This is a genomic window from Streptococcus xiaochunlingii (genome assembly GCF_006385805.1).
In the GTDB taxonomy this organism is placed as follows: domain Bacteria; phylum Bacillota; class Bacilli; order Lactobacillales; family Streptococcaceae; genus Streptococcus; species Streptococcus xiaochunlingii.
Window position 1 is genome coordinate 864,916 of sequence record NZ_VFSG01000001.1, and the last position, 22,645, is coordinate 887,560.

At 40.4% G+C, this 22,645-nt stretch carries 15 protein-coding genes; 2 read left to right on the forward strand and 13 right to left on the reverse strand.

Annotated elements, in window-relative coordinates; genetic code table 11:
* Nucleotides 1-140: 140 nt before the first annotated feature.
* Nucleotides 141-1,457 carry a PrsW family glutamic-type intramembrane protease gene (locus tag FJR71_RS04475; protein WP_140814212.1) on the reverse strand — a complete coding sequence of 439 codons (1,317 nt, stop codon included), beginning with the start codon at nucleotides 1,455-1,457 and terminating at the stop codon, nucleotides 141-143.
* Between the two features lie 18 nt (nucleotides 1,458-1,475).
* On the reverse strand, nucleotides 1,476-6,488 hold the full coding sequence (locus FJR71_RS04480; RefSeq protein WP_172605098.1) for an SEC10/PgrA surface exclusion domain-containing protein: 5,013 nt from the start codon (nucleotides 6,486-6,488) through the stop codon (nucleotides 1,476-1,478).
* A 181-nt stretch (nucleotides 6,489-6,669) separates the two neighbouring features.
* Here FJR71_RS04480 and FJR71_RS04485 point away from each other — a divergent pair, with 181 nt between their 5' ends.
* On the forward strand, nucleotides 6,670-6,978 hold the full coding sequence (locus FJR71_RS04485; RefSeq protein WP_140814214.1) for a helix-turn-helix domain-containing protein: 309 nt from the start codon (nucleotides 6,670-6,672) through the stop codon (nucleotides 6,976-6,978).
* A 199-nt stretch (nucleotides 6,979-7,177) separates the two neighbouring features.
* Here the strand turns inward: FJR71_RS04485 and ftsY are convergent, their stop codons facing one another.
* From ftsY to yycF, 9 genes are all read right to left on the reverse strand, one after another.
* Nucleotides 7,178-8,722 carry a signal recognition particle-docking protein FtsY gene (gene ftsY / locus FJR71_RS04490; protein ID WP_140814215.1) on the reverse strand — a complete coding sequence of 515 codons (1,545 nt, stop codon included), beginning with the start codon at nucleotides 8,720-8,722 and terminating at the stop codon, nucleotides 7,178-7,180.
* The gene (locus FJR71_RS04495; protein WP_140814216.1) at nucleotides 8,722-9,543 is read right to left on the reverse strand and encodes a Cof-type HAD-IIB family hydrolase; all 822 of its coding nucleotides are present in this window, start codon (nucleotides 9,541-9,543) and stop codon (nucleotides 8,722-8,724) included. The genes ftsY and FJR71_RS04495 overlap by 1 nt, the downstream gene beginning before the upstream one ends.
* Nucleotides 9,540-10,337 (reverse strand): HAD family hydrolase, encoded by a 798-nt coding sequence (locus tag FJR71_RS04500; protein WP_140814217.1) that lies wholly within the window; start codon nucleotides 10,335-10,337, stop codon nucleotides 9,540-9,542. Before FJR71_RS04500 ends, FJR71_RS04495 begins: the two co-directional genes overlap by 4 nt.
* Nucleotides 10,327-13,872, reverse strand: coding sequence for a chromosome segregation protein SMC (gene smc / locus FJR71_RS04505; RefSeq protein WP_140814218.1), 3,546 nt, complete (start codon nucleotides 13,870-13,872; stop codon nucleotides 10,327-10,329). Before smc ends, FJR71_RS04500 begins: the two co-directional genes overlap by 11 nt.
* Nucleotides 13,863-14,564, reverse strand: coding sequence for a ribonuclease III (gene rnc, locus FJR71_RS04510; protein ID WP_140814449.1), 702 nt, complete (start codon nucleotides 14,562-14,564; stop codon nucleotides 13,863-13,865). The genes smc and rnc overlap by 10 nt, the downstream gene beginning before the upstream one ends.
* A 158-nt stretch (nucleotides 14,565-14,722) precedes the next feature.
* The gene (locus FJR71_RS04515; RefSeq protein ID WP_006595894.1) at nucleotides 14,723-15,112 is read right to left on the reverse strand and encodes a YbaN family protein; all 390 of its coding nucleotides are present in this window, start codon (nucleotides 15,110-15,112) and stop codon (nucleotides 14,723-14,725) included.
* A 57-nt stretch (nucleotides 15,113-15,169) separates the two neighbouring features.
* Nucleotides 15,170-15,979: an MBL fold metallo-hydrolase gene (locus tag FJR71_RS04520; RefSeq protein ID WP_048689535.1), complete on the reverse strand. Its 810-nt coding sequence runs from the start codon at nucleotides 15,977-15,979 to the stop codon at nucleotides 15,170-15,172.
* Nucleotides 15,980-15,987: 8 nt separating this feature from the next.
* Nucleotides 15,988-17,334, reverse strand: coding sequence for a cell wall metabolism sensor histidine kinase VicK (vicK, locus tag FJR71_RS04525; protein ID WP_140814219.1), 1,347 nt, complete (start codon nucleotides 17,332-17,334; stop codon nucleotides 15,988-15,990).
* Entirely contained in the window at nucleotides 17,327-18,028 is a 702-nt protein-coding gene (gene yycF / locus FJR71_RS04530; protein ID WP_048789362.1) for a response regulator YycF, read from the reverse strand. The genes vicK and yycF overlap by 8 nt, the downstream gene beginning before the upstream one ends.
* Before the next feature lie 576 nt (nucleotides 18,029-18,604).
* On the opposite strand from yycF, the gene FJR71_RS04535 reads away from it, so the two are divergent.
* Nucleotides 18,605-19,654 (forward strand): DUF389 domain-containing protein, encoded by a 1,050-nt coding sequence (locus tag FJR71_RS04535; RefSeq protein WP_140814220.1) that lies wholly within the window; start codon nucleotides 18,605-18,607, stop codon nucleotides 19,652-19,654.
* 360 nt (nucleotides 19,655-20,014) lie between these two features.
* Here the strand turns inward: FJR71_RS04535 and thrS are convergent, their stop codons facing one another.
* On the reverse strand, nucleotides 20,015-21,958 hold the full coding sequence (gene thrS / locus FJR71_RS04540; RefSeq protein WP_140814221.1) for a threonine--tRNA ligase: 1,944 nt from the start codon (nucleotides 21,956-21,958) through the stop codon (nucleotides 20,015-20,017).
* Nucleotides 21,959-22,014: 56 nt separating this feature from the next.
* On the reverse strand, nucleotides 22,015-22,338 hold the full coding sequence (locus tag FJR71_RS04545) for a nucleoside triphosphate pyrophosphohydrolase family protein (protein ID WP_172605099.1): 324 nt from the start codon (nucleotides 22,336-22,338) through the stop codon (nucleotides 22,015-22,017).
* Between the last annotated feature and the right edge of the window lie 307 nt (nucleotides 22,339-22,645).

The following is a 22,645-nucleotide window of genomic DNA, read 5'->3' on the forward strand; positions in this document are numbered from 1 at the left end:
GAAATATAGGTTCCTGGAATCGAATCTTCATTACCAAATTCAGATAGCAATATAACAAGCAGTATAATTAAGATCATAAAAATCTAATTTCTTAATTTCATAACTATTTCATCTCCCAAATAATTTATATTACGAGAACATTATTCATTTTCAACAAAATTAACACTGGGATTATTTTCAACACTTAAATCATTAATTTCTTTTAGGGCTCTATTAATAATAATAAAAATTATAATCCATGCTAATATTCCCAAGGCTATGTACTGAAGGTATAATGTTGGAATAATATTTGTATCCCAAGCCCCATGCAGTATAATTACCAGAATTAGGAATCTTAAACTTTCTCCCGTAAATATAGAACTCCAATTAAATTCTTGTTGCTTTTTCAAAACCATCATTATTCCTGCACCAGATATCGCTGCCCAAGCTACATGACCACCAAAGGCCAATAAACCTCTTAAAATAGCATTTGTCACAGCATTTTGGGGATTCATATTAAATACATGGATTAATTGATCTTCCATTTGAAATGGTAATAATGATGCATTAAAAATATAACCTGCTGTTTCAAATACTGCAAATCCAGCTCCAACTGCTCCTCCAATCAATAAACCATTAAAAATATATCGCTTATATTTAAATTTACTAATAAAATAACCTGTTGCTAATATTTTCGCAAGTTCTTCGATCAATCCAGTCATCATAGATGGGATCAACTCTCCAGCACCACTTGGAAAAATTGTAGTTAAAACGTGCGTTATTACTAAAGACAATATCCCACCAATAAAAAATATTTCAAAAACTGTCATGATATCAATATTTCTAGGTGAGTTACATTCAAAATAGAAAAACAGTACTGGCATAGCTCCCGTAAGGGCGGCAACAAACATTAATCCTGGAAAAGCAATTCTATTAAACCATGTAACATATATAAAATATAACATAAAACTTGATACCAAGAGTAACAAAAATACTCTAGCAAAATACCATGGTTTAGGCCATTCTTTTGAAATGTTTTCAGGTAGGGGTGTAGTTGTTTTTGAACCACAAGCAAAAATATTTTCCGCCTCTTCACGTGTATGTTTTTTAAAAACTTGACTAAATAAGTCCCTCATTTTTAACTCAACAACACCCTCACCACCGGTAAAACTGTTAATTCTATCTGCAATAGAACCAGCAATATTACTAGCAGTATTTATCATCCCTGTTCCGTCCATTTTCGTACCACAGTTAGGACAAAATATTGAACCATTTTCATTTTTACAATTACATTTTGGACAGACCGTATATGTTGAATTTGAAACTGTGCTGTTTGCTTCTTCTAAATTATTGACTTTATTAATTGATTCAATATGTATTGAGAATTCACCTTTTTCTTTTGCTTCTTGAAACTCTTGAGCAGTTGGAATTCTACCATTTACTGCTTCGAAAAATTCAACCCATTCCTCTTTTGTCATTATGAACCTCCCATTCCTCTATTTTAATTTTTTTTTTGCTACTAAACCAAATCCTGCTAGTATAACTCCTAAACTGAGTATCATTAGATTTTCTTCTGAGCCAGTTATTGGAAGTGTCGGAATTACCTCATATTTAGATTTTGACCCTTGATAAATATAACTACTTTTTGAAACATCATTTATCGTTCTATGGATTACTTTTTGATTAATATTATAACGAGTGTATTCATCAGTAGGAGTATGGCATGAAAAAGTTTGATGGTTTACTATTTGTGCCTTCTGATATGCAAGTAAAACAGCCTCATACTGAGCTTTGGCATCCAATTGGTTTTGGAGGAGAGTGTTTAGTTTTGCTTGTTCTGCTTCAAGAGTTTGAAGAGCTAGGCGGTGTGCCTCAAGAGCTTTTTCGTACTCTTCTTTTGTGACTTCGTAGTTCTCAGAAGCGTGGATTAGGCTATCAAGGAGAGTTTCCATCTCTTTGATGCTGTCTTCGATTTTAGCAATCTCTGCACGAACTGCCTCTTCTTGAGCTTTCAAGTCGTCTAATTGAGCTTGGATAGTTACTAGAACTTCTTCCTCTTGGGCTTGTTTTGCTTTGAGTCCTTGAAGGACAAGCTCTTCTTGTGCAAGTTCAGCTTGTGCTTGTGCCAAAGCTTCTTGTTTAGTCTTGACATCAGCAGTTAGGTTGGCAACGGCTACTTTAGCATCTGCCAATCGTTTTTCAGCAAGTTTTTCAGCTTCAAGAGCCTCTTGGTAAGCTTTTTGAGCATCAGGAGTTAAGTCCTTGGTTGCTTCTAGTTTCGCAATCACTTTACGAGTAGCTGTAAGCTCATCATCAGCTTTCTTATAAGTAGCTTGTGCCACTTCAAGTTCAGCTTGTGTTGTTTTAACAAGACCTTCAGCATCTTTCAAAGCTTGAACGGCATCTGCCAAGGCTTGGCGTTTTTCTTGCAAGCTTGCGTTTAGGTTAGCAACCGCTGTTTCCGCATTTTCCAAGCGAGTTTGAGAAGCCTTGTAGGCTAAATCTGCTTGGTCGAATGTAGCTTGAGCTTCAGGTGTCAAATCCTTAATTGCAAGGAGTGAAGCAAGACCTTTTTTGATGTTTGTAAGCATGCTTGTCGCTTTAGCATGTGCTGTTTCTGCATCAGTTTTCTTAGTTTGAGCAGTAGTGTTAGCTTTCTCAGATTCTTTAAGTGCTTGAATAGCATCTGCCAAAGCTTGGCGTTTCACTGCAAGAGCAGCGTTTAGGTTGTTGACGGCAGTTTCCGCATTTTCCAAACGAGTTTTAGCTGTATTATAGGCTTGTTCTGCTTGGTCAAATGTAGCTTGTGCATCAGGAGTCAACTCTTTAATGACATTTACTTTATAAAGAGCATCTTTTGCGGCATCAAGCGCTTTAGAAGCATTGTCTTTAGCAGAAGTTGCTTCTTTAAGAGTAGTTTGTACATCCTTGTCAGTTTGTTCTGCTTGGCGTAATTCTGACTTAGCTGTGTCGAGAGCTTCACTTTTTGCCTTGATTTCGTTATTAAGGTCAACCAAAGCTTTCTCAGCTCTTGTAAGTCGTTTTTCAGCGGCTTGATGTTCTGCTTGTGCAGCATCAAATTTAGCTTGTGCATCAGGAGTCAAGTCCTTGATTGCTTTTGTGCGTTTGATAGCGTCTTTAATGCTGTTTAGTTTATTAACCGCATTGTCGTGTGCAGTCGTTGCTTTTTCAAGACTTTCTTGTGCAACCTTGTTAGCGATTCGTGCTTTAGACAAAGCTTTTTCTGCCTCTTTGTGAGTAGCACGTTTGTCTCGAATCTCTTTTGTGAGATTTGCATAGGCAGTGCTTGCGTTTGTGTTACGCAATTCAGCTTGGCTTAATTCTGACTTAGCAGTATTAAGAACACGCTCTGCATTAGGTGTCAAATCTTGCGTGTTAAGCAAGGTGTTAAGACGGTTTGTAGTAGTTGCAAGTTCAGATTTTGCAGTTTCATCTGCACGTTTAGCAGAAGCCAAACGATTTTGAGCATTGTTATTTGTCGCAATGGCAGAAACTTGAGTTTTCTTAGCTTGCGCCAAGTCTTTTTCCATCTTGCTAGTATCAAATGGAGTTGGGAGTGGTTTTGCGATACCCTTGTCGTAGTAATCGTCAATGTAAACAGAAGTACGTTCCCCAGTTGCAGAGTTAACGGTTGTTTCTGTATGAGCATTTTTACCTGCGAATTGAACAAAATGAGTACGCCCAACTTTATCTTTAGTGTAACTAATATTACCCCCAACTGCACTTGGATAAGTTGGTTTAACACGCCCTACCATTCCTTTCATGTGTCCAAAGTTGGCATGGATGTCATTAGTCATAAAGTCGATAACAGAATCATAAACTTCACGATAGAGCTGAGACATAGTAGCCTTGCGAGTTTCCCTAACATTGCCACCACCCAAATCATGTGATGTTGCTAAAATCCATGCGTAATTCATTACTTCGCCATAATACTTAACAGCTTCTACTCCATGGTTATTTAAAGCTGTGTGGCTATGTCCACTGTCGTAAGATTTGTTTTCATTGGCATAATTCTTGGCAATATTTTTAATTCCTTGAACAGATTCTTCAGTAACGATGAAGTTATGTGTTCCCCAAATTTGGTCTTGGAGGTTGTTTGCCATAAGCACATAGTAGTGACTCAAGGCTTTAATTTGTTCATCAGTGATGTTGTCTAAATCGACTAGAGTATCATCGATTGGAAGAACAATGTTATTGTTGTCCCAACCAGTAAAGATGTTCTTCTTAGTCTCTGGATTCCAAACAAATTGTGGTTTTCCAAAATCATACTTGCCACCCTTGTACCATGCTTGAATAGCATTGTTCAAAGCATGTTTGTTTGCCTCACTATCATCATTCAAGTAGGTCTTGTAAGCCGCAATGACATTTTGTGGCAATTGAGGAATGGTCAAGTTTTTAATAGCAGAGATTTGTTTTTCAAGAGTTTCAACAGCTTTATCTGCTTCTTTTTTCGCATTCTCAACATCCTTAGCGACAGATGTTGCCTCAGACAATTCTTGAGCAGTCGCACTTTTAGTAGCTTCTTGTTGACTTTTTAAAGTCTTCAAGTCTTGGATGCTAGAGCGTTTTTGAGCATCTGTGTTTTTAGCCTCCTCTAACTTACGTTCCGCATTGTCTTTAAGAGACTCCTTAGTTGCTAAGTCAGACTTGACATTGTCACGTTCTTCTGCAACACCTGGCAAACGATTTTCAGATGAAGCAAGACTGTCTTTCGCTTCTTGTTCGTTTTGAGTTGCTTCTGTAAGTTTTTTCGAAGCTAGATTTGCTCCACCTTGAGCCTTAGTCAAAGCTTTTGCAGTTTTAGCTTCTTCATCTTCAGCCTGAGTTTTAGCTTTATCTAACAAAGCAAGTTGTTCTGCTTTTTTAGCATCCGCACTCTTTGCTTCATTCAAGTTCTTTGTAACACTTGTAAGGGTAGCTTCTTTTTTAGCTAAATCAGACTTAGCATCGTCACGCTCATTTGTAATGCCAGCTACTTTCCCTTTAGAAGCATCCAAGGTTGATTGAGCTGTTTGTTCCGCTTTTTTCTTCTTCTTCAAGTCGTCAGAAGCTTGGTTTGCGGCAGTTTGAGCGTTGAGTAAATCACCTTCTGCTTGCTTCAGCGTAGCAGTCGCTTGTTCTAAGTTAGTTGTAGCTTGTTCCAATTGTTCAGCTTTCTTAGCATCTGCACCTTTCGCATTTTTCAAAACTTCAGTCGCGTTTTTAAGATTTGCTTCTTTAGTAGCCAAATCAGTCTTCGCACTGTCACGTTCGTTAAGGATAGCTGTTGTCCCAGTTCCATTGAGAACAGATTGAGCATTGTCCTTGTTTTGTTTGGCAACAGCGAGGGCTGATGCAGTTTCATTTGCTTTATCAGTTGCATCTTGAAGTTTTTTAGCAGTAGAAGCGTTTGTCTTTTCGGCATCTACCTTTCCTTCTTCCAACTTAGCAATATCCCCAGCCTTTTTAGCATCCATCTTCTTGGCATCTTCCAATTTCTTAGACGCATCTGCAAGACTTGCTTCTTTAGTAGCTAGGTCAGCTTTGGCATTTTTACGTTCATTAAGGATAGCTGTTGTCCCAGTTCCATCTAAAACAGCTTGGGCGTTGTCTTTATTTTTTTGAGCAACAGTTAAAGCTGAAGAAGCTTCATTGTGAGCCTGCGTTGCATTTGAAAGAGCATCAGTTGCTTGGTCAAAAGTATTTTTTTGCCCTACTTCACGTTCTTTTGCATCACTCAACTTGCGAGCTTTCGTAGCATCTGCGTTTTGTGATTGTTCAAAAGCTTTCTTGGTATCTTTCACAATAGCTTGTTTAGCTTCTAAGTCTTTCTTAGCATCTTTTTCTTCTTTGATAACTTTATCAGCACCAGTTTCATTTAAAGTATCTTGAGCGTTCTGAACTTTCTTCTGGGCATCAGCAACTTTATCAACTTGCTTATTTGTAGCTTTCGTAGCATCTTTTACAACAGCTTCTTGTGCATTTTTCTTTTCTTGCACTTGATTTTGTTGTTCTTTCAAAGATTCAATTTTTTCTGTGTGTGTCGTTACTTCTTTCTTAGAAGCGTCAATCGCATTTTTTGTTCCTTCAATTGCTTCAGGAGTTGCGGCATTTTTCTTCTGTTCAGCTTGTTCAAGAGCTTGTTTGGCAGAGTTTTCTGCCCCTGAAGTTGCATTTTCTTGTTCTTTAGCTTTTTCAACAACAGGAGTCTGAGTTTCGACAGCTTGGTCAGCTTGATCTTTAATTTCTTTTGCTTTTCCAACAACTGCTTCAGTTGGTGTTTTTGTCACAAGAGCAGTTCCATTTGAAACTTCAACACCCTCAACTTGAGTGATAGATGTTGTAGACGAATTTTGTAGATGTTTCTCTTCAGCTACTGTATTGTTTGTCGATTTCACATCAACTTGTTCATCTGCTTTTACAGATAACGTTGAGAAACTTGTTAATGCAACTCCTGCCGCTAAAGCAATAGTTATTTTTTTATTCTTTTTGCTTTTTCTTGATTTCATTTTTACCCACATAAATTTGAAGCGTATCTGCTCCAAACCCAAGTCCTTTACATAATATTACAAACGCTCTCATTATACCATCTTTATTTACTATTGTAAATTATATTCCTTTTTTCTAATACTATTGTTTATATAAATATCAACAAAAAATATATACAATAATTAAAAGGAGAATTTGTAAATGAAGATTGGAGAATTAGTCAGAGAATATCGACTAAGTAAAAAGCTAACTCAGCAAGAGCTTGCTGAAAAAAGTGATCTTAGCTTGCCTTTTATTAATCTAATTGAAAACAATAGAAGAAATTTATCTGTCGATACTCTACTAAAAATTTTATCTGCCATGGAAATAGATCCTTCTGATTTTTTTAGACCACTTTCCGAAACATCAGATGATAATCTTCAACTTTTAATTGAAAAAATTCAACTCAATAAAAATCGTACTGAAATTATTGAACTTTTTCTCAACATACTAAATCTAAATGAAAAATAAAAAAAGTAGGTAAGTACCTACTTTTTTCTTCAAAACCTTGTCACTACGTGTTTTTTAAAGATTCTGGGACAATAGTCCTTTAGCTCCAAAAATGATGATGGAGCAAAATATTTTTGAAAATACAACAAAAAGACAAACGCCAAAAATGATGTTTGTCTACATTCAAAAAACTCATCTCAATGAAGATGAGTTCTTTTGCTTATATTAAGCCTTCTAACAAGCCACGCATAAAGTTCTCAGAGTTGAACTCACCGATATCATCAATTTTTTCACCAAAACCAATTAATTTTACAGGAATATCCAACTCTTCCCGAATTGCAAGGACCACTCCTCCTCGAGCTGTTCCATCAATTTTAGTAAGGACGATTCCAGTAATAGGCGTGATCTTAGAGAATTCCTTGGCCTGGACCAAAGCATTCTGTCCTGTAGAAGCATCTAAGGCCAAGAAGGTTTCATGAGGGGCCGTAGGGTCTACTCGCTTGATAATACGACCAATTTTTTCCAACTCAGCCATCAAGTTTTCTTTGTTTTGCAAACGACCGGCTGTATCAATCATCAAAATATCGACTTGCTCTGCCACAGCCCGTTTCATCCCATCAAAGACGACACTTGCAGGATCTGACTTTTCAGGACCAGTGACAACAGGCACATCCACACGGCGTCCCCATTCTGCTAACTGAGCAACGGCACCTGCTCGGAAGGTATCTGCTGCGACTAGCATCACTTTTTTCCCTTCCTTCTTGTACTTATGAGCTAGTTTTCCAATAGAAGTGGTTTTCCCAACGCCATTCACTCCGACGAAGAGCATGACGGTCAAGCCGTCCTTAAAGTTGATTTGCTCATTGTATTGGCCATCTTTTTCATAGAGATCCACCAATTTTTCAATGATCACTCGACGCAAGGCATCCGGTTTTTTGGCATTTTCCAAGCGTGCTTCATAGCGGAGCTCTTCGGTCAGATTCGAAGCGACTTGGACTCCGACGTCACTCATGATCAAGAGTTCTTCTAAGTCTTCAAAGAATTCTTCATCGACAGAACGGAAGTTAGCAAAGAATGCATTTAGGGCAGCACCAAAGCCAGTCCGAGTTTTCTTCAAGCTTCGATTGTATTTTTCTTGAACCGTTTCTGTTGGTTGAGCAATTTCTGGCTCACTTGTCGTTTCTTCTACTTCAGTCTCTTCTTCAACTTCTTCTGAAATTTCAGTAGTTGCTTCTTCAATTACTTTCTCAGGTTCTTTGGAAAAAATTGAAGTCTCATCTTCTGTTTCATTTTTTACAAGAACTTCTTCTTCAAGGACTTCTTGGACAAGATCTGATGAAGAATTCAGGTGCACTTCATCAAGACTCTCTTCTTGTAACGTTTCTACTTCTATAGTCTGTTCTTCAGGAACAGGAGCAGGTTCGGTTACTTCCTCAGGAGAGGTAGCTTGCTCTAGTGGAGAAGAGCCCTCTTCCTCGATAGCTGTTTCCTGATTTACAGGCTCTTCTGTAGGAACTTCTTCTTCAATGGATGCTGTCGACTCTTGCGATGATCGCGCTGATTCGGCAGCCATTCGCTCTTTTAATTCTGCATAGTAGGCTTCCATTGCCGAGATCTTAGCTTCATCACTTTGTGAAGCCTTTTGTGATACAGGTGCAGCTGGGGAACTTACTTTCTCAGGGCTTTCCACAAGCTCTTCTGTAAGATCCTGAACTTGTGGTTTTGTTTCTTCTTTTCTTCCAAATAGTCGGTCAAATAATCCCATTATTGACCCTCCTTCAATACATATTCTTCAATCGCTCTTCCGACTGCATCTTCATCATTGGTGTAGTCCGAGACTAGAGTGGCAATCTCCTTCACCTCATCCACCGCATTGGCCATGGCGATTCCTAGTCCTGCCCATTTTAACATGCTGGCATCGTTGGCTTCATCTCCACACGCCATGACTTGGCTAGCATCAATTCCTAAATACTCCACCAAAGCTTCCAAGCCTCGATCCTTTTGAACGCCTTTGGGGCACCATTCCAAGAGCATGTCTCTGGATTTAAAAATCTCAAAACGCTCCCTTAATTCAGGAGAAATCTTTGGAATAGCGCCATCCAAATAGTCCTGTTGAAAGGCCGTTACACACTTATTGTAGGAAATCTGACTGGACAAATCTTCAATAGAAACGGGAATAAAGTTCAAGTAAGGATTATAGAGAGGGTAAAGAGATTCTTGATCAGATACAAGTGTATAAACAACCCCTTCGCTGATGGCATCTAGGGGCAAACCAAGGGCCTCTGTCTCCTCATAAATGCGGACGACATCATCACGAGAGAAAACTGTCTTCGCAATGATCTCCCCTGTATTCTTTTGTACCAAGCCTCCATTAAACGTAATGGTGTATTCATCTGACAAGCCGGCAGTCCCAATCTCTTGAAGCAGAAAATCCATAGCCTTGAGGGGACGACCCGTCGTCAAAACTACCTTGACCCCTTTTTCTTGAGCTGCACGAATGGCAGCTAAGTTCCGAGGGGAGATTTTCTTCTCTGAGTTTAAGAGAGTACCGTCCAAGTCTAGTGCGATAACCTTAATCTGACTCATAATTCTTCCTCCATGAAACGAAGGACAGATCCTGTCGAATGGTGAGCTAATACTTTTTCAGCCAATTCCAAAATCTCTGGACGGGCATTTTCTGGCGCAATTGGATGGCCAACAACCTGCATCATATGAAGATCATTGAGGTTATCCCCAAAAGCTAGGACTTGATCTCGGCAAATGCCTAGCTGATCCATTAGGGCCTGGATGGCGACTCCCTTGTCCACATAATCCAAGACAATATCAATGCACTCATAACCAGTGGTCATAGCCTTAACACCCTCAACATTTTGGGTAACCCAGGCTTCCCCTTCCGCTAATACTTCTTGGTCAAAATTGGTGGTCATCTTAAAGACAAGATCATCAATTTCTGAAAAATCAGACACCATTTGAATATTTTCATTGTAGTTTTGCGAAGCAGCTAGATAGTCTGGATCAACGGTCTTTAAAACATAGCTACCGCGTTTTCCCGTTAACAAGCACTTATTTTTATCGAAATAAGGACTTTCTTGTAACTTGGCAAACAGAGCTTGGTAAAATTCAGGACTCATGGTCGCTTCATAGACATCTTCACCATGAAACTCAACAACACTGCCGTTTTCAGCTATAAAAATAATTTGATCCTGAACCTCTTTAAAGATTGTCTTCAAAGAGAGGAGAGACCGACCACTTGCTGCGGCAAAGTAGATCCCTTTTTCTTGAAACTTCTTTAATACCTTTAGGAATAAAGCTTGATCAAATTGATGATTTTCATCCAAAAAGGTCCCATCCATGTCTGTTGCGACTAATTTAATTTCCATTATCCATTCCTTCTATATCTTTCAGCTTCACAGATACAATCTTAGAGACTCCAGATTCTTGCATGGTTACTCCATAGATGGAATCTGCTGCAGCCATGGTTCCCTTACGGTGGGTGACCACAATAAACTGACTTTCCTTATCAAAACGATTGAGGTAATCCCCAAAACGTTTAACATTAGCCTCGTCTAGAGCCGCTTCTACCTCATCCAAGATGACAAATGGAATAGTCTTGACACGAATGATTGAGAAGAGCAGCGCCAATGCTGACAAAGCTTTCTCCCCACCACTCATCAAATTCAAGGATTGAATTTTCTTACCAGGCGGTTGAACAGAAATCTCGACCCCAGCTGACAAGAGATCCCCATCCGTCAAGATGAGATCAGCGGATCCTCCCCCAAACATCTGTTTAAAGGTTACTCGGAAGGATTCACGAATCGCTTCAAACGTAGACTTAAAGCGTTCTTTCACCTCATCATTCATGTCATTAATGGTTTCAAGAAGAAGATTCTTCGCTGCCAAGACATCTTCTCGTTGACCGGAAAGGAAATCAAACCGAGTCTTGACCTCATCGTATTGTTCGATAGCATCAATATTGACAGGGCCTAAGGCTTTAATCGCTTTCTCTAAGTCTTTTAAGACTTGCTCAGACTGGGCTAGATTTTCTAGTTCGTTGGCCTGATTAGATGCCTCTTCAAAACTCATCTTGAATTCGTCTGTCAGTGCCAACATGAGTTTATTCAATTTGTCTGCCAATCGATCGCGATTGGATTCTGCTTTGGCCTGTAGGCGAATCCACTCCTCATTTTGACGACGGGCTTGCTCCATATGACCCGCTACATCTTCAGACTGGCCTTCCAAATCCTCTAATTCAAATTGCTTACGAATCACAGCTTGCTCCAGAGCAGTTTTCTCTTGAAGGGTTGCTTGCAATTGTTTTTCAAGGACAGAAACATCGATTTGCTCATGTCGATCTTCTCCCTGCTCAATCGCATATTGGAGAGCTTGGATTTCCCGTTCAGTAGAAGCCAACTCTTGCTGCAAGCGTTCAGCATCTGTTTGGTCATAAGTCAATCGACTCTTCAACTCTGTTTTCTGTAATTGGAGCTTGGCAATGGCTGCTCGTAAATTTTCAATTTTCTCGACAACGACATCTTTATTGAGCTTGACTTCTTCAATCTCAGCAGTGACTTGCTCTTTTTCCGCCTCAATTTCTTTCAGTCGCGCTTGCAAGTGATCCCGTTTTTGGAGAAGCTCCTGGTCGCTACCTTCATCCAGCTCTGTACGGATAAGTTCTAACAGTTCTTGGGCATCCAAGAGTTGCTGGTGAGCTTGCTCAAAAGCCAATTGAAGGCGTTGCTCTTCTAGTCGCGCCCCTTCTCCTTGGCCTTTCAAAGATTCTAGTTTTTCTTGTGATTGGCTCACTTGGTCCTGTTGCTCTTGAACCTGCCCTTCTACTTCTCGCAAATTCTTCTGAAGAGAGGCCAATTCTTGGTGCAAGCGATCCAGTTCTGGCTTAATAAAAATCGAATTATTGCTTCGATTTGCACCCCCTGCATAGGAACCACCTGTGCGCAGTTCAGTTCCATCCAGCGTCACGATACGAACTTGGTAGGCAACCTTGCGAGCAGCCGCCTTGGCGTGCTCAATCGTATCAAAAATAGCTGTGACACCTAAAAGGTTTTGGAAAATCGACTCGAGGGAAGGATCATAGTCCACCAAACTGCTAGCCATCCCTAGGAATCCTGGACAGGCTTCAATCAGTTCTTGATTCTTTCCTGCAAGGTAGCGTGGTTTAATGGTTGTCAATGGAAGGAAGGTTGCCCGACCCGAGCGATTCTTCTTCAGATGTTCGATTGCCCGTGTTGCTGCTCCTTCGTCTTCTACGATAATATGCTGACTGCTAGCTCCTAGAGCAATCTCTAAGGCAGTCTGATACTCTGGTGAGAAGGAAAGTTTTTCACTGACAGCTCCCACGATTCCACCTAAGCGAGACGCTTCTTGCAAGACACTCTTTACGCCCGCATAAAAATTACTATGATTTTTTTGAATCGCCTCTAAACTGTTAATGCGAGCCTGTTTTTCCTTGCTTTGATCCAGTAAATCAAACATCTTGGCTTGCGCTTCTTGATAAGCTTGGTGAGCTTCCTCAAACCGTTTTGCCTCTGATTGATAGGTCTCAAGCAAGTGTTTCAGATGCTCTTGAGCTCCTTGATAAGCTTCTTGAGCAACCTGCTCTTTTTCCTGCAATTCTGTCACCATTTGGATTTGATTTTGGTAATCTTCCTTTTTACTTTGTGACAATTGAGCTGAGGCTTCCAATTGATTTTCAATGGTTGTTAATTCGTTTGATCGCTCCGCTTCATCCTGCATCAAGGCCACGTATTTTTCACGTAAATAATCGATCACCTGATCTGGATCTTCTGAGAAGCTGGCCAACTCTTTCTCCAAACCTTCCAGAGCTACTTGGCTCTTTTGTAGTTCTTCTTGAAGACTCTTTGTATTAGCTTGTTTTTCTTCCAACTGGGTCCGAAGAACTTGTAGACGCTCTTCCAGACTATTGACCCGCTCTTGATTTTCCTGACGACTTCGAGCGACCTGTTGCGACTCCAAGCGTGCCAATTCGATTTGTTTCTCCAAATCACTTAAGAGACGAGTCAATTCCAAGAGGCTAGCTTGATCATCTGACAATTGGTGTTGAAGGGTCTGGCGACTCTGTTTCAATCGGAGACTTTCCGCCTCATACTCTTCTCTTTTCTGGTAATAAGCCTTTAATTGCTCTTGAATGGAGGCTTCTTCCTGGACAGCTTGATCATAGTCTTTTTTATTGACTTCAATTTGTGCAATCAAAACATCCAAATAAAGAACTTGGCGTTGTTGATCCAATTCTAAGAAACGTTTGGCCACAAGGGCTTGCTTCTCAAGAGGTTTGATTTGCCCCTCTAACTCAAAAATAATGTCTTCCAGACGGTCCAAATTATCCTGGGTCTGAACCAACTTAGATTCTGTTTCCTTGCGACGCGTTTTAAATTTAAGAACCCCAGCGGCTTCCTCAAAAATAGCCCGTCTCTCTTCTGGTTTGGAGTTGAAGATTTCTTCAACCTTCCCTTGGGAAATAATAGAGAAAGAATCTCTCCCCAGTCCAGTATCCATAAAGAGATCATGGACATCTCTCAAACGGACTTTCTTGCCATCAATCTTGTATTCACTATCACCCGAGCGATAAATATGACGCTCCACTCGGATTTCTTTAGCAGCTTGTTTGATAAAGCCATCCCGGTTATCCAGTACTACCGTTACGCAGGCGTAGTTTAAGGGTTTCCGAGTTTCAGTCCCTGCAAAAATCACATCCGGCATCTTGCCACCACGAAGGCTCTTGACACTCGATTCCCCTAAGGCCCAGCGCAGACTTTCCGTAATGTTCGATTTTCCAGATCCATTAGGGCCAACCACTGCGGTTACCCCTTGGTCAAAGATGACTCGGGTCTTATCTGCGAAAGACTTAAATCCTTGAATCTCAATTTCCTTTAAATACATGAGGGATCCACCTTATTCTCCACTGCTTTTTTTGCTGCTTCTTGCTCTGCAGCCTTTTTAGACCGGCCATGTCCTTGACCGATGATTTTCCCATTGACAGACACTTGCACTTCAAACTCCTTGGCATGAGCCGGTCCTGATTCACTCGTCACCTCATAGGTAATCAAGACATCCCCATGGATTTGAAGGATTTCTTGCAAGCGCGTCTTATAGTCAATCACTTGCTCAAATTGACCTGCCTCGACTTTAGGAATCATGACTTGCTGAATGAAGTTCCGCACCATCTCCACTCCCTTATCCAAGAGTAAAGCGCCTAAAAAAGCTTCAAACAAATCTCCTAAGATGGTATCTCGGTTACGTCCACCAGATTTTTCCTCTCCCTTGCCAAGTTTGATAAATTGATCGAAACCACAATCACGTGAAAAACCTGCCAGGCTTTCCTCACGAACAATCATGGAACGCATTTTTGACAAATCTCCCTCTGGTTTACTTGGGTAGAGGGCAAATAAATATTCGGAAATCACTAACTGGAGAACAGCGTCTCCTAAAAATTCCAAACGTTCATTATGTGAAATTTTTAAGAGGCGATGCTCATTCGCATATGAGGTATGTGTAAAAGCTGTTTCCAACAATTCTGTATCGTCAAAAGTCAGCCGAAATTTCTCAGCAAGAAGGTTATATAAGGCTTGCATCACGTTACTACTTTCTTTCTTCATTTATGCATCTGGATTGAATCCTGTGACCTATTCCGTCCAAAAGATACACCCTTCTATTATATCAAAAAAGAGTGCGTCTCGCACTCCTTTCCCTTGTTTTCACGATAGGATTTAGGACCTATTCTGTCCTTATATCATTCTTCCTTATCCGGAATCACTTTGAACAAATAATAACTGATAAAAATAGTTAATCCCAGTAGACCTAATTTCACAAACCAGAGTGGTGCCAGGTAAATGGAAATCCCCATCAAAAGATAAATTTGTAGAATAATTCTTTTTTTCCGCTTTTTAGAGATCGACTTGGTTTCCCGATAATCCGCTACATAAGTTTGGTACAACTTGGTCCCATGCAACCATTTTTCAAAGCGTTGAGAACTCTTGGCAAAACAAGCCATAGCTAATAAAAGAAACGGGGTCGTTGGTAAAATAGGTAATGGAATCCCAATAATCCCTAATCCTAAGGAAATAAACCCTACTGTTATATACACATATTTCAAACTAACTGCTCCTATCCTTCCACTCATTTTAAGCCTACACTACTGACCTAAAAAGGAGATGAGCTCATCTCCTCTTTTAATCATTTAGATATCTACTAATGGAGTCGCTGTATCTGGAGATGTATCCAAGACGTCAAAATCGTGCCCCACTGCTAGATCTGCTCGAGCCAGTTGATTAACCATGGTCATATGGGCCAATTCCTTGATATTGTTTTCCTTGGATAAGTGGCCCAGATAAATCTTTTTGGTCTTATTGCCTAGGGTCCGAATCATGGCATCTGCACCATCTTCATTAGAGAGGTGACCCAAATCGGATAAGATCCGTTGCTTTAATCGCCAAGCATAAGAGCCTGCCCGTAGGATTTCTACATCGTGATTGGACTCGATCAAATAGCCATCTGCATTTTCAACAATCCCTGCCATTCGATCACTGACATAACCTGTATCCGTCAGCATGACAAAACTCTTCCCATCTTTCATGAACCGGTAGAACTGGGGAGCCGCAGCATCATGGCTAACACCAAAACTTTCCACATCCAAATCCCCGAAGGTTAAGGTCTTGCCCATTTCAAATAAATGTTTCTGGGAATCATCGACCTTCCCAAGGTACTTGCTTCCCTCCATGGCCTTCCAGGTAGCTTCATTGGCGTATAGGTCCATCCCGTATTTACGAGCTAGCACACCAACGCCATGAATGTGATCCGAATGTTCATGTGTGATTAAAATAGCATCAAGATCTTCGGGTTTGCGATCAATCTCTGCAAGCAAACCTGTAATTTTCTTCCCGGACAAGCCTGCATCTACTAGAATTTTCTTCTTAGGAGTCTCTAAGTAAAACGAATTACCACTCGATCCTGAAGCTAAAATACTATATTTAAACCCTTTTTCATCCATTAGTTTTCTTATTCATCCTCATTATCCCATCCATCATCCAGGATAGCATCTTTATCATATGGTAGGACAATCGTGAAAGTAGATCCTTTTCCATATTCACTCTTGGCCCAGATAAATCCTTTGTGTTGCTTGATAATTTCCTTGGCAATGGCCAGTCCTAAACCAGTCCCACCTTGGGCGCGACTGCGTGCCTTATCCACACGATAAAAGCGGTCAAAAATTCGTGGGAGGTCCTTTTTAGGAATCCCTAATCCCTCATCCGAAATCGAGATAATCAATTGGGCATCTGTCGTTTTCATTCCCACACGAATTTCCCCACCATCTGGGGAATATTTGATAGCGTTATTTAAGATATTGTCTAAGACCTGTGTCATCTTGTCTGTATCAATTTCAACCCAGACAGGCGAAATTGGATAATCACGAACAATATCATATTTCTTCTCGCCAGCCTGGTTCTTCATCTTATCAAAGCGGTTCAAAATGAAGGTGATAAAGGCTGTAAAGTTGGTCAATTCAACATCCAATTGACTGGTTTCATTATCGATCCGTGAAAGACTTAATAGATCCGTCACCATCCGCATCATCCGGTTGGTCTCTGTCAAAGACACTTTGACAAATTCCGGTGCAACTGGCTCCGAAATGGCTCCGTCATCCAAGGCTTCCAGGTAAGATTTAACACTGGTCAGTGGTGTTCGGAGTTCATGACTAACGTTGGATACGAATAAACGACGTTCCCGCTCTTCCTTGTCCTGTTCGGTTGTGTCATGCAAGACGGCAACCAGACCAGAAATAAAACCAGACTCTCTCCGGATCAAAGCGAAGCGAACCCGTAAAGAGATGTACTCCCCATTTTCATCCTGCGAATCGATAGTCAATTCTGGAACATTGGTAATCAAGTCACGCAGTTCATACTCTTCACTAATGCCAAGCAGATCTAGAATACTGATGTTCATGACCTCTTCGACCACAACATTGAGTTGTTTTGCCGCCATTTCATTGACCAAGATAATCTGCCCCCGACGATTGGTCGCTAAGACCCCATCTGTCATATAGGAAAGAATACTGGTCAAGCGCTTGGTTTCTTGTTCCAGATTTTCATGCGTCAAACGAATCACTTCAGATAAATCATTGATACTGTTGGAAATCTCTGTTAGTTCTGGACCCCCTTGTAAATCAATGATATCGGAATACTCTCCAGCAATCAAACTCTTAATTTTATCATTCAATAAGCGTAGCTTCATGTTGTCTCGCCGATTTTCCAGGATCAACAAGGCGACAACAATAATAAATCCAAGAGTAATTAGGACAAAGATAAAATTATAAGAGGTTATGACTTCTTTGATGTAATTAATCATTGTTTCTCATATAGTAACCGACACCACGGCGCGTTAAAATATACTCCGGACGACCTGGAATATCTTCGATTTTTTCACGCAAACGTCGAATCGTTACGTCCACTGTCCGAACATCACCAAAATAATCGTAGCCCCAGACTGTTTCCAGTAAATGCTCACGAGTCATGACTTGGCCTACATGGGTCGCCAAGTGATAGAGCAACTCAAATTCGCGATGGGTCAACTCAAGCTCTTTGCCTTTTTTCTGAGCAAGGAAGGCATCCGGAATGATTTTCAAATCCCCAATCACAATCTCTGAATCTGATGTAGACTCTGTTTGTGATTCTACCGTTAATTCTGTCCGACGCAACAGGGCTTTGACACGCGCTTGCAGCTCACGATTTGAGAATGGCTTGGTCACATAGTCATCCGCCCCAATTTCAAGACCGATGACCTTATCAAATTCTGTATCTTTTGCAGATAAGACAATAATCGGTACATTACTGGTCTTTCGAATGGTACGCGCTACTTCCAAACCATCAATTTCAGGAAGCATGAGGTCCAAGATCAAAATATCTGGGCTCTCAGCTTCGAAAACAGCCAGTGCTTCTTTCCCATCGAAGGCAGTCAAGACTTCATAGCCTTCTTTTGCCATATTGAATTTTATAATATCCGAAATCGGCTTTTCATCATCTACAACAAGAATTTTCTTCATACATGTACCTACTTCTATTTTTTTCTTTGCTTCTTCAAATCTCTGTCCTTTCATTATAGCAAATTTCTTTGAAAAATGGGAGTTATACTTTGATTTGTAAAGAAAGAGAAAGAAAAAGGTTGTGCAATAAAAAAATGATAATCACAACATAGAAGTCACTAAAATAGTGCTTGAATAATTATTTTCAATCCACAAAAAAGCTAGGTTTGAAGCCTGACTTTTCTATCTGTTATTTTCTCAACACGGGATTTGTTGGCGATGTCAGCTAGGATTGCTACAACACACTCATCATGTTTAAACATTAATACGGTATCTTCTTTCAGAGGAGACACCGTTCTTCCTTCTTTGAATAAGGAATCTAAAATTTCTGACTTTCTCTATCTGTTCAACTGATAGATTTCTTCAGAAAAAGGCTGTAAAATTTTTGATATAATGTTAAGGATGGATTGATGGATATTTAAAAGATAATGTTCAAAAGAATTACAAATGAGAATTAAAAATATGTCAAATTGGACAGAAGTTTCTCTACCATCATCCATTCAGAAACAAGATTATATGAAATAAAAGGAGTAACCAATGACCAGGAACTATTCAACACGTGAATTCCGCGAGAAACTATATGATGACCTTCATGTTCGATTAAGAGATACAGTGATTTTGATGTGTTCGATTTTTATTGCCTCTATAGGTCTAAATATGAATTCAACAGCTGTCATTATTGGAGCCATGCTGATTTCCCCTCTTATGACACCGATTATTGGACTGGGGTTTGGTTTAGCTATTTTTGATACGCGTTTAATCAAGCAATCTCTAGGGGTTTTATTTACTCAAGTATTGGTCAGTTTGCTTGTCTCGACTCTATATTTCTGGATTTCTCCCTTATCTTATGCAAGTAGCGAATTGATTGCACGAACCTCTCCAACCATTTGGGATGTTCTCATTGCTATTGCTGGTGGGATAGCAGGCTTTATTGGTTCAAGGAAAAAAGAAGCAAACAATATCGTGCCAGGAGTAGCCATTGCAACTGCTCTAATGCCACCTATCTGTACTGCAGGTTATGGTTTAGCTAATGGAAATGTACGGTTCTTATTTGGAGCTCTCTATCTTTTCTTGATCAACTGTGTCTTTATCATGCTAATCAACATTGTTGGAACAAGAATATTGATGAGAAAATCTCCCTTAAGTTCATTTAATGAGCTAAACATTAAAATGAAAATTGGGTTGATATCCTTGATTGTATTATTGGTCCTTCCAGCCAGCTATTCAGCAGTCACTCTGACGATGGATCAAGCGCGAAAAGAAGGGATCAAACAGTTTGTAGGAAAAGAGTTCGCTAATCATACGGTCATTAATCAAGTCTACAAGTCGAGGAATAATGAATTGGTCTTGACGGTTGTTGGAGATCCGATTTCAGAAGAAGAATTAGAAACCATTCGCCAAAAACAAGCCTCTTACGGTATTCAATCTGTTCAATTGAAAGTCAATCAAGTCCATAATTCGACAAAATTAGATAGTGAGACGACCAAGGAATTTTACGAAAACATTGACAAGTATATCGATCAAAAACTCTCTGAAAAAGATTCACAAAACGATCTCGTAAAAGAAAATGAGGCAAACAAGGATTGAGGATAGTCAATTTATCTAACTCATGGAAGCAAATCTTGGGGGGATATCCTATATCCAAAAGTTAATGGATAGAAAGGATTGTTGATGAGGATACTATTTGTGGTGGTTTGACCAATCACTACTAGCTCAGGTTAAACAAAATATAAAAAGGCGGTGGGACAGAAATCGATAGACAAAGTCTCGATTTCGTAGTCCCAGCCCAGCGAGGATGATTAGGAGCTTTTTGGAGTCTAAAAGACGAACAAAAAGTTCAATCAGCTACCGCGTCAAAGTTTGATTGCTAATAAAAAGTGAGGTCGGGATCTTTTGTCCCAACCTCTTTTTTAGGTAGCTGGAATTTTTATCCCAGGTTTTATCGTTTTATTTCTCAATACGAGATTTGTTGGCGATATCAGCAAGGATTGCTGCTACAAACTCATCTACTGACACAGTGTTTGTTTCTTTTTGTCCATAGCGACGAACGTTGACAGTTCCGTCTTCCATTTCCTTGTCACCAACGATTAATTGGTAAGGAATCTTGCTAGTTTGTGATGCACGGATCTTGAATTGCATTTTCTCATTGCGTTCATCCACATCAGCACGGACACCACGGTCACGAAGCTTCTTCGCTACTTCCCAAGCGTAGTCCACGTGTTTTTCGTTAGAAACTGGGATAAGAGTCACTTGGTGTGGTGCAAGCCATGTTGGGAAGGCACCCTTGTAGTTCTCAATCAAAATCGCTGTGAAGCGTTCCATGGTTGAAATAACTCCACGGTGAATCATAACTGGGCGATGTTCTTCACCATCAGCTCCAATGTATTTAAGGTCAAAGCGTTCTGGAAGCAAGAAGTCAAGCTGGATCGTAGAAAGGGTTTCTTCTTTTCCAAGGGCAGTCTTCACCTGGATATCCAATTTTGGTCCGTAGAAGGCTGCTTCCCCTTCAGCTTCAAAGTAGTCAACGCCCATCTCATCAAGAGCAGCACGAAGCATGGTTTGGGCATTTTCCCACATTTCATCGTTATCAAAGTACTTGTGAGTATCTTGAGGGTCACGAAGAGAGAGGCGGAAACGGTACTCGTTTAGGTTGAAGTCTCCGTAAACATCGATAATCAACTGAAGGGCACGTTGGAATTCTTCTTGGATTTGTTCAGGAGTTACAAAGAGGTGACCGTCGTTGAGAGACATTTCACGCACCCGTTGAAGACCTGTCAGGGCACCAGATTTCTCATAGCGATGCATCATTCCGATTTCAGCGATACGGATTGGCAATTCACGGTATGAGTGAACATGGTGTTTAAAGACTTGGATGTGGTGTGGGCAGTTCATTGGGCGAAGGACGAATTCTTCCCCATCTCCCATATCCATAGTTGGGAACATGTCTTCTTGGTAGTGATCCCAGTGACCAGAAGTCTTGTAAAGCTCTACAGAAGCAAGTGGTGGAGTGTAAACGTGTTGGTAGCCAGAAGCTAACTCCTTGTCGACAATATAGCGTTCCAATTCACGACGGATTGTCGCACCATTTGGCAACCAGAATGGTAGACCTTGACCAACTTCTTGAGAAATCATGAACAAATCAAGCTCTTTACCAAGTTTACGGTGGTCACGTTCCTTAGCTTCTTCACGCATTTGAAGGTAGTTTTTCAAGTCTTTCTTGTCAAACCAAGCTGTACCATAAATCCGTTGCATCATAGCATTGTCGCTATTTCCACGCCAGTAAGCACCAGCTACATTGAGAAGGTGGAAGATTTGGATACGGCCTGTTGATGGGACGTGTGGCCCACGGCAAAGGTCTACATATTCACCTTGACGGTAGATGGTCAAACCACCTTCGTCTTCAGAGTGTTCTTCAATCAATTCCAACTTGTATGGATCGTTTTTGAAAATTTCACGCGCTTCATCCTTAGTCACTTCCTCACGGATTGATGGGAAGTTTTCTTTAACGATCTTTTGCATTTCTTCTTCGATACGAGGCAGGTCTTCGTTAGAGATTTGACCAGCTTGGTTGTCTGTATCGTAGTAGAAACCATCTTCAATTGCTGGACCAACACCCAAGTGGATGTCTGGGAAGAGACGACGAGCTGCTTGGGCAAACAAGTGAGCTGCTGAGTGACGCAAGATTGGAAGAGCGTCTTCGTGATCAGGTGTCACGATTTCGATGCTTCCATCTTCAGTGATAGCACGAGTAGTGTCAATTAATTTGCCGTTAAATTTACCAGCAAGAGCTTTTTTAGCTAGGGAATTGCTGATGGATTGAGCAATGTCAAAAGTTGTAACGCCAGATTCGAATTCACGAACAGCGCCATCTGGGAAAGTAATTTTAATCATGGTTTTCTCCTTTTTTGTGTTTCATAGTTTCTATGCATTGACTTTTTATTAGCTGACTACTTCCTAGTCTGAATGTTCAACTGCTTTTCTTTATCAGAGAGGAAGTTTTCCATTTCCGTCAGGATGTCTATATCCAAACGTTGAGAAAGTTCTACTAGCCACCAGATATTTTCTGAAAGTTTATGTTCCAGTGTGTAAGGTGTTTCATCATAGTAGCGTCCTTGCTTGGTCATCACTAATCGTTGGAAATTCCCAATATCATTCGATAAAGCCAAGAGGTCTTCTTCTACCGTCCACTTGGAATCATGATGCTTAACTTCCAGATCGTGATAAGCTTGTCGGATCGCCCAACTGCGCTCCACTAATTCTTGCAACTCCATAGTAAGTCTCCTCATAAAAAAATTGCGACATCCTAAAAAGGACGTCGCAACGTGGTTCCACCTTCATTTATGTTCCTCAAAAAAGAGGAACACCTCTGATTGGCTCTAACGTGGCCACCGTTTTATGTTTGCATAAAAAGTTCACCGAGTAGTCCCAAACCTATCCTCTACGCGATTTCCAGCCCCACGCGTTCTCTATAAGATTTCCTAGATTTGATATGTCTCTGACTAGTATTATAGCACGATTGAAATATTTTGCAAGAGGAAAAAGCTTCCTATCCCCTATGCCAGGAGCATTTCTTTAGGA